Genomic DNA, 7242 nt, shown 5'->3' with positions numbered 1-7242 from the left:
GTATAGTATAACCATCGAAGAACGTTCAATTTCTGTCTCTCTAACAAAGCTAAGAAAATAAACCAATAAAATGACAATAATACTCTGTAATACTGCCAGAAAAATCTTTAATCCTTTTTCATCCATAAAATCTTCCCTAGGTTATTTTTTACCATAATTACCATAACCACCGTAAGAACCATATTTTTCACGTTGAACATCAAATTTATTGAGAACGACACCTAAAAATGGTTTTCCTGTTTGCTCTAATTGTTGTTTCGCTTTTTGGACATCATGCTTATTCGCCTCACCCATTGCAGTTACCAAGATGGACGCATCACACTTTTGAGTGATAATTGCCGCATCAATAACAAATCCAATAGGTGCTGTATCAACAATGATATAATCAAAATATTTACGCAAGGTTTCAATCATATCATTAAAATTTTTACTTTGTAACAAGGCTGTAGGGTTTGGTGATACAGATCCCGATTGAACTACAAATAGATTTTCAATATTTGTATCACATAACCCGTGAGATAAATCAGTTGTCCCAGATAAAAATTCTGTCAGCCCTGTAATTTTTTCACGAGATTTAAAAACTCCTGACATAACTGAATTTCGAATATCGCCATCGATCAAAAGAGTTTTATAGCCTGCACGCGCAAAAGACCATGCTATATTTATGGAAGTAGTTGATTTTCCTTCCCCAGGGTTAACAGAAGTAACGGAAATCACTTTTAGTTTATCACCGCTCAACTGTATATTTGTACACAAGGCATTGTAATATTCCTCTGTCTTCTTAATGAACTCCAGTTTTTTCTGTGCTATTTCTAATGTTGGCATCTCTTTCTCCTATTTCAACTTATCCAAGTTTGGTACAACTCCCAAAAGTGTCATCTGCAGTGCATCTTCGATATCTTCTGGACGTTTCACACGAGTGTCCACAAGTTCAAGAAGAAGGACTGTAACACTTATGGCAATCAACCCGACAAAAAAACCAATTAGTGTATTGCGTTTAATATTTGGCGAAGACGGTGATATCGCTGGTCTTGCTTCTTCCAGTGTTGTCACATCAGAAACACGAGTAATACTGATAATTTTTTGAGCAGCTACTTCTCTCAAAGAGTTAGCGATACGGCTTGCCTCTTCAGGAACTCGATCATTAACTGAAATGGATACGATACGGGTATCAACCGGAACTTTGACCTTGATTTTATTAGCCAAACCTTTCGGCGTCAAATCTAGTTTCAAATCAGAAACAACTTTCTCCAAAACATCCTGCGATAGGATAATTTCACGATAGTCTTTAACCAAGTATGATCCTGCCTGCAAGTCTTGATTGGTTAAACCAGACTTCTCTTCTTGATTACGGTTAACTACATAAATCCGAGTCGTACTAGTAAACTCAGGTTTGATAACAAAAGTACTGTAGGCAAAAGCAACTGAAGAAGTTATAATTGCCACTAATAAAATGACTAACTTTCTTTTCCATAAAGCTCTAAATAGTTGAAATACATCGATTTCCAAAGTGTTTTGATCTTTCATATTTTCTCCTAAATTAATTGATCCATTATAATTTTTCTGGGATTTTCTACAAAAAGTTCCTTCGCTTTTTTCGCTCCATATTTCTTAGCAATGATATCGTATGCCTGTTCCATATATGGAGGTCTACTGTCTAAATTGTGCATGTCACTTGCAACTACATGAACTAAATCACGTTCCAAAAAATACCGAGCTCTCTTTTTCATAAATTTATATCTTTCACCAAAGAGCTTAGGTTTTAAAACATGATAACTATTTATCTGAGTATAGCAGCCCATATCAATCAGTTCGCGAACGCGTTTTTCATTATTCTCTAAAGCATCATAACGTTCAATATGAGCAATTACTGGTGTGATTCCCAACATCAAAATATTACTCAATCCCGTATGAATCTCACGATAGGGAGTGTGCATGCTAAACTCAATCAAAGCATAACGGCTATCATTAAGGGTAGGAATTTCTTTTTTTTCTAGCTTTTCTAGCACATCCGAAGTATAGTATATCTCTGCGCCATAAGCAATGACTAAATCATCTGCTACTTCTTTTGCAATTTCACGAACCTTAATAAAATTTGTTGCAATTTTTTCTTCTGGAGTTTCAAACATTCCTTTTCGACGATGTGAAGTAGACACAATCATTCGAACCCCTTGATTATAAGCTTCTCTTAAAAGTGCCTTACTATCCTCTATTGACTTCGGCCCGTCATCTACATCAAAAACGATATGCGAATGGATGTCTATCATTTTATCTACCCTCCATCACATCCTGTATAGCTGCTTTGACTGTAGCTAAACTACTCTCATCTATTTCCATCATATAGAGATTACTGTCTGGCATTGCATAAGAAGGAAGATCCATCCGACCTGTCCCTTTTAAATCTTGAGAATTTACTTTATAATTTCCTCCACTTTCCAACTGAGTATTCACTAGATCCATCATAGTCTCAATCGGCATATTTGTTTGAAGAGAATCCTGCAATCCTTGAAGAATACTACTATAGTTTTTCAAGGCTTCTGTAGAAGTTAACTTCTGAATGATTGCTACAATGACCTTTTGTTGATTCCGACCACGGTCACGATCTCCATCGGCTAGTGAGTAGCGTTCACGTACAAAGCCTAGGGCTTGCTCAGAATCTAGATGGACATTCCCAACTGGAAAGTGGAACTTCCCATGTAGAACTGAAAACTCTTGATCGTTATGAACATCTACCCCTCCCAATAGGTCAATCAATTTCAAAAATGAGGTAAAATTCAAACGAACATAATAATTAATATCTACACCATAAAGGTTCTCTAAGGTATGAATAGATGAATCAACCCCATATATACCAGCATGAGTCAATTTATCCTTTTGATTGTTTCCACCATCAGCAATAGGAACATATGAATCTCGTGGAGTTGTTGTAAGAAGGATTCTCTTCGTATCCCTATTGACCGTCATCAGGATATTGACATCTGAGCGCGAAACTGAACTAATGGCACCGTAAGTATCAATACCACTGACATAGATATTAAAGAAGCGATCTTTAGATACCTTAGGGGTCTCAACATCCTTGGTCATTTTTTTAGTGTAAATTTTCTTAATTTTAGAAGCATAATCTGGATACTCTGCTTCAATAATATTCTCAAATACACTATTTAAGACAATGGCTTTGGCCTCTCCAGAAATCAAACTTTTATAAGTTGACAAGTAAGAAGTACTTTTATCAACCGTCAAATCCTTATTTTGACTCGTCTTAATATCAGAAATTAGCTTTTGAATATTCTCATCATCCGTACCTGTTGGTCCCATAACACTAGATAATTGGGCAACATTATTGATATCGCTATCCTTTAAAACGACGACACTGAGAGAATACTCTGAATAATTTGAAGTTGCATTAATATGACTTGTAAAGCCTATAAATTGCTGCAGAGTAAATAAAGAAACAGAACTCACTAAAACAGCTAGTGTCAAAAAGAAAATCGTGAACTTTTCTGCTTTTTTATAGATTATTAATAATGCAGCAATCACAGCAACCATCACGGCAAAAACTGCGACCACTATATTAACGTGCCTGAAAGCAAGTATATTGTACTTAAAGATTAAGAACAATAAAAAACCAACTAACAATAAATAAATAGTCAACAAAACTATATTAACACTTCGTTTCACTTTCTGTGAACGTGATTTTTTAAAACGTCTACTCATGATTAACACCTATACATTTAATGTTACCATTATATCACTTTTTTACGGTAAGTTCTACATCTAGCCAGTTTATAAACCTCCTTCGATATAGATTATTTGAACCTCATAAATACTGATACTTCTCTTCAAAGCATACCAGTACCACCGTATCATAGTTATATGTTACCGTAGACAATCTCAAAACAAGTCTTTGAGATTCTGTACATATCTTCCTAGTTGCTCTTTGATTTTCATTGAACATTAAACAATCAAACTCAACATTGCATTTCATTTACAATTCAACATAACTAGACAACTACTAGCCCGTACAGCCAAAAAACAGCCCTATTAAGATGGCTTTATAAAAACCATCCAATAGAACTGCTCATCATTATTTAACATGATTTTCTGCTTCTTTTTGAGCTTTTTCGATTGCTTTTTTACTTTCTTGCTCCCATTTAGTCTTGGCTTCTTCATACTGTTTAGTCGTAACTGTATCTTTTTGCAGTTTCATGTACTTATAATTATTTCCATCACCCTTGATACCAACCAATGAATAACCTCTTGTAAATGGTGTCACTTTAGTTACAGAAGCCGTCCCACCATTTGACATAGCTGACATAATGAGAGAGTTATCGATCATCCAAGCTTGAGCTTCAGCGTATTTTTCATAACGCTTCGCTACATCTTTGTTTTCACTATCCGCTCCCTTAAGCATTTTAGTGTAAGTATCCAAACCTAAGCTAGCAATTTTTGCTTTATCTTCCTTGGCATCTAGACCAAAAATCTTTAGGTAGAATCCATCCTCTGCATTGAAAGGATTGAGATAAGTTGATGGATCTTGGTAATCACCTACCCAGCCATCAAAGTTCAAATCGTAGTCTCGATCAGCTGGCGTTGGTGCTAAGAAGGCTACATTATTAAAATCATCTGTTGACAGTTGCTGAACATCAATGACAATATTATCAGCACCCAAAACTGATTCAAGGGTCTGCTTAACTGAGTTCATACCTGTCACAGCATTTTTATTCGTCTGATCAACTGCCACATCCAAGTGAATAGGGAAAGTCACACCCTGACTTGCCAATTCTTTTTTAGCTTCCGCAAATTTTGCTTGGGCTTTTTCTTTGTTGAAATAGGCATCCTGGGCATCTGCCAAGTTAATATCTGACCATTCTGTGCCATAGTTGACCAATTTAGAAGCGACTACTTCTCCAAAGGTCTTATCTCCAACTTGGACAAATGTTGGAGGCACCAAGGTGTTACGAAGAGTCTTGCTAGCAGCTTCTTCCCCATTTGACTGGGCAGAATAGGCTGTGCGGTCCAAGGCGAAGTTCACTGCTTGACGGAAGTTTTTGTTCAAGACAGCTGTCTCAGTTGACTTCTTCTGCTCATCTGTCGTTTTAGCAGTGTGATTGTAAGCCTTACGGTTGACGTTAAAATTAAAATACCAAGAAGTCTTGTCCTGCAAACTGTAAATGATATTATTCTTATATTTTTCCTTTGTCTTAGCAAAATTTGAACTATTTGGATAAACACCAGCGATTGAATAAGCTCCGCTTTCAAAGTTACGGATGGTCAATTCTTGGTCTGAGCCGTCAAAATAAGCCAATTTCACGCGCTCAATCGATACCTTATCATGATCGTAGTAATGAGGATTTTTCACATACTCGATCGATGATTTTGATGTAAAATCTTTTAACAAGTAAGGTCCGCTGTAAAGAATGCTATCTGGAGATAGGGTCCCAAAATCTTTCCCTTTTGAATTTAAAAACTCTTCGTTCACTGGGAAAAGAATACTGTTGGTTGTTTTTGAATTCCAGTAAGGCTCTGGGCGTACCAAAGTATACTCAACCGTCTGGTCGTCAAGGGCCTTCACCCCAACCTTAGAAAAATCAGAATCCACTCCTGTAATATAATCATTCAATCCCTTAATCGAGTTTTGAATCAAGTCAATGGCCTGAGATTTATTATCCACTGCGTATTTAATCCCTGTCACAAAATCCTGCGCCTTGACTGGAGCGTACTCTTCACCGTCAGCCGTGAACCATTTGGCATCTTTTCTCAATTTATAGGTATAAGTCAGACCGTCGCTCGAAACAGACCAGTCTTCTGCTAAAGATGGAACTAGATTTCCGTGATTGTCATTTTCAAGCAAACCATCCACTAGGTTGGTGATAATCGATGTATTGTCAGCGTAGTAGTCTAATAAGTAATTAAATGTAGTTGGATTTCCACTAAAGGTTGATGAGTAAGTTTTTGTATCTGAACCTGATTGTCCACAGGCAGCCAAGAGCAAGGCAGCCGCAAAAGTTAGGCCTGCACTAAGAACACGCTTTTTTGTATTCATCTTCTTTCTCCTTTATGTTAGTTTTTATAACATAAACTTATTTTACCAAAATAGCCAGGATTTGTAAAGTTAATTGAATTTTTAGAATGAAAGTTTATAAATGCAGGTCATAAAAAAACAAAGGATTTCTGCCTTTCATACAGTCCTCCCTTGTTTTTATACGATTTCAATTTTAGATTTTTCTGTTCAGAAATATTTAGCCCAATTCCACACAGAACGCATCCCATGGAGCTAAGATTTGTTTTTCAAAGACTTCTTGAGCCACAGTATTTTCAATCAAGACCGATTTGACGTTTCCTTCTACGATCAAATCTTGCTCTTCATTGGACAAGTTAGCTACGACTAGGAATTGACGGTCACCATCTTTACGGATATAAGCAAAGACCTTGTCAGCTGTTTCCAATAGTTCAAAGTCCGCTCGAATCAGCCAGCTATTCTCCTTACGGATTTGAACCAGTTTCTGATAGGTATAGAAAATAGAATCTGGATTTGCCAGCGCTTCTTGAACATTGATTGCTTGATAGTTTGAATTGACTGCCAACCAAGGTTGACCTGTTGAGAAACCAGCATTTTGGCTCTCATCCCATTGCATAGGGGTACGGGCATTGTCACGACCAATGACACGGATACTGTCCATGATTTCTTCCATCGGAACGCCTTTTTCAAGCGCTTCACGTGCATAATTGAGGGACTCAATATCTTCTACTTGGTCCAGTGTTTCAAATGGATAGTTGGTCATCCCAATCTCCTCACCCTGGTAGATATAAGGTGTCCCTCTCATGAGATGAAGCAAGATTGCAAAGGCTTTGGCAGATTTTTCACGATATTCTTGGTCATTTCCCCAAATAGAGACGATACGTGGGAGGTCATGATTGTTCCAGAAAAGCGAATTCCAACCGTCCTCAACTCCTAACTCTGTCTGCCATTTGTTGAAAATTTCTTTTAACTTCCCGACATTTAGCATTTTTTGGTACTGCCACTTAGGTTTACCCTCCTGATACTGAAGACAGATATGCTCAAACTGGAAGACCATAGACAATTCTTGTCCCTTTGGATCAGAGTAAAGTTTAGCGATTTCTGGCGTTGCTCCCCATGTTTCCCCTACTGTCAAGAGATCTTTATCTCCAAAGGTAGCCTGATTCATCTCCTTGAGATAAGGATGGAGCATAGGACCGTTATTGACTACTTTCTCGTCAGGA

Annotated in this window: 6 protein-coding genes and 1 pseudogene; all 7 read right to left on the bottom strand. The window is 37.2% G+C overall.

The annotated features are described in order from the left end of the window. A pseudogene (locus tag QZ359_RS09490) lies at positions 1–126 on the bottom strand (UDP-phosphate glucose phosphotransferase); the annotation flags it as partial. A 15-nt stretch (positions 127–141) separates the two neighbouring features. Further along, positions 142–825, bottom strand: a complete 684-nt coding sequence (locus QZ359_RS00165; protein WP_293944864.1) for a tyrosine-protein kinase — start codon at positions 823–825, stop codon at positions 142–144. A 9-nt stretch (positions 826–834) separates the two neighbouring features. Further along, positions 835–1527 carry a capsular polysaccharide biosynthesis protein CpsC gene (cpsC, locus tag QZ359_RS00160; RefSeq protein ID WP_023945264.1) on the bottom strand — a complete coding sequence of 231 codons (693 nt, stop codon included), beginning with the start codon at positions 1525–1527 and terminating at the stop codon, positions 835–837. A gap of 8 nt (positions 1528–1535) precedes the next feature. Then, positions 1536–2267 carry a capsular polysaccharide biosynthesis protein Cps4B gene (gene cps4B / locus QZ359_RS00155; RefSeq protein ID WP_000565324.1) on the bottom strand — a complete coding sequence of 244 codons (732 nt, stop codon included), beginning with the start codon at positions 2265–2267 and terminating at the stop codon, positions 1536–1538. A 1-nt stretch (position 2268) separates the two neighbouring features. Further along, on the bottom strand, positions 2269–3714 hold the full coding sequence (locus QZ359_RS00150) for an LCP family protein (RefSeq protein WP_023945266.1): 1446 nt from the start codon (positions 3712–3714) through the stop codon (positions 2269–2271). A gap of 370 nt (positions 3715–4084) precedes the next feature. After that, a complete protein-coding gene (locus QZ359_RS00145; protein WP_293944845.1) occupies positions 4085–6043 on the bottom strand; it encodes a peptide ABC transporter substrate-binding protein in 1959 nt (652 codons plus the stop codon). A gap of 196 nt (positions 6044–6239) precedes the next feature. Further along, positions 6240–7242 (bottom strand): alpha-amylase family glycosyl hydrolase (locus tag QZ359_RS00140; protein ID WP_293944842.1); only part of this gene is annotated, 1003 nt, incomplete at its 5' end.

Source organism: Streptococcus sp., from assembly GCF_019414905.1.
GTDB lineage: Bacteria > Bacillota > Bacilli > Lactobacillales > Streptococcaceae > Streptococcus.
The sequence above is the reverse complement of the archived record's forward strand: the minus strand, read 5'-3'. Positions and strand labels throughout refer to the sequence as shown.